Annotated in this window: 1 protein-coding gene; it reads right to left on the bottom strand. The window is 56.9% G+C overall.

The window, feature by feature from the left end:
* A partial coding sequence (locus EOA28_RS34275; RefSeq protein WP_148671053.1) for a diguanylate cyclase occupies window positions 1-1,320 on the bottom strand: 1,320 nt, incomplete at its 3' end.
* Window positions 1,321-1,948 lie beyond the last annotated feature (628 nt).

The raw sequence follows: 1,948 nt of genomic DNA, 5'->3' as shown, positions 1-1,948 counted from the left end.
GGTCGGATGTTGCCATCGCAGAAGCGCTTCAAAACCTCGGATGCGATCGCTCCCGAGATCGAGAAAGGGTTGAAATGCAAGCCAAAGCTGGTCGCTGGCGAGCGCAGATGCCAGATCGCGTTCAAGGGCATGGCGCCTTGTGGCAGCTTCATCGTCGTTTGCGCTGAAAAACTGGATGGAACCCGTCCCCAGCGTCTTAGCCCTGTGTAGCGCGGTGTCGACGCAGCGCAGGAGTTGATTGGCATCCAAACCATCAGTGGGCGCCAAAGCGATACCGATAGAGGCCCTACAATATATTTCGCGTGCTTCAATCATGAAAGGGGTGCGCATGCCATCTATGATCTGTTTGGCTAAGCACCTGATTTGATCTGGCCTAATATCGCACGTGACGATTATAGCAAATTCGTCGCCCTCCAATCTCGCGATGCCATCGCTCTCCCGCGTCGATTTCCGAAGTCTCGCAGCCACTTCGACCAAAAGGGCATCCCCTATTGCGCGGCCAAAGCGATCGTTCACCTCGTCGAAATTGTTAAGATCGAACAAGAGTAACGCAAAGTGCTGGTTAAACTGCTTTGCGTCCACCAACGCGTTTTCCAGCCGCTCGTTGAAGCTGAACCGGTTTGGCAAACTCGTTAGAACATCCCTGCGAATGGCATTTTCGCTTTCCGCTTGCAGAATGAAGCGTCGGGTAAATTCGGACGCGTGAGCAAGCACGGCACGAAACAGCGTGATGGCGTAGCTCACCATCAGGATTGCGACGGGCACATTGACGGCTCCATCCAGCCACACAATCGCAACCGCCGAACCGACGAAGATCGGCAGCGTATACGCGACGGCCGCAATAGGAATCGTGGAAAAAGAAGCGGCACCGCCTGCGATCATGCCAGCGCTCAGGCAGGTAATGACAACCTGGGCGGCACTGGTTGCTCCTCCGAAGAACAGAACGGGAAGTGCACCCCACCAAGTGCCGAACAGGAAGGCGTTTCGCACCAGGTTTTGCGTTGTCCGGCGAGACACTGACCTTGGTTTGACTGACTGAAACGATGATCTCGCTCTTAGGCCTACGAACCCAGCGGCGGCGATGATCACACTCGCCCAGAGGATGGCTTTCGTCTGGTCGGGCGAGCCCCAGACCGCGATAACAAAAGTGGCCGCATTGAGTATGTTCGCAGCCATGCCAAGAAGCGTGCTGCGAAGCACGATACTGACCTGCTCCGCCCTGATGCGGCCGGCAAGCGGTTCGATCGTTGAGGGCCCGCCAAAAGCACGCAGGTCTCCCGCCAGGAGGTCGCCGAGCCTTGCGGCAGACAGACGCTGCATCACTCTTACACTCCCCGCGCTAGAGTAGTCAGCTGCGTATTGGTCGGTCCCCTAACACCGAACAATTCTGAAAAAGTAAATTCAACCGCAAATTTGGACCGCCTAGTAGGGAAGCCAAGGGCTTCGGAAATTCGAAGATAGTGAAAACGCGATGCTCCCGTAGGACATCGCCGACCCAACCTGATCCCAATTATGCCCGTTCGCCCTCCGCCTTGTAGTCGGCTAACCAAAAGACCGGCAGGCTTTGCTGCCAAAGCTCGCTGGCACAGAAAATCTACACTATGCGCCCTGAGGACCTTTGGCTCTCCCCGGTCGGATCAGCCGGGCAGCATCGTCATGATCCGGTGGCCCGTGCGGGCATGCTGACCTCCCACCTTTGAAGGCTGGCAACTCGACGAGCCGTCCCAAAGTCCAGCAGACACAGAAGGCCTTCTCCACGATCGAGTCGGGAACGCTGCGGGACGCAGGCGAGTTTTGCAGAGATGCCGGTCTCGATCTCCTCGAAGGCGAAGCAAGCCTGCTCGTCGGTTCGCGCCGTCGTTTTTTCGGACCAAGGTTCGCCCCAAAGAAAAGGGCGGCATTTCTGCCGCCCTCTCGTATGCATAAGCCAAGTGGCTTGGATTAGAAG

The organism is Mesorhizobium sp. M2A.F.Ca.ET.067.02.1.1 (assembly GCF_004023285.1).
Taxonomy (GTDB): Bacteria; Pseudomonadota; Alphaproteobacteria; order Rhizobiales; family Rhizobiaceae; genus Mesorhizobium.
The sequence above is the reverse complement of the archived record's forward strand: the minus strand, read 5'-3'. Positions and strand labels throughout refer to the sequence as shown.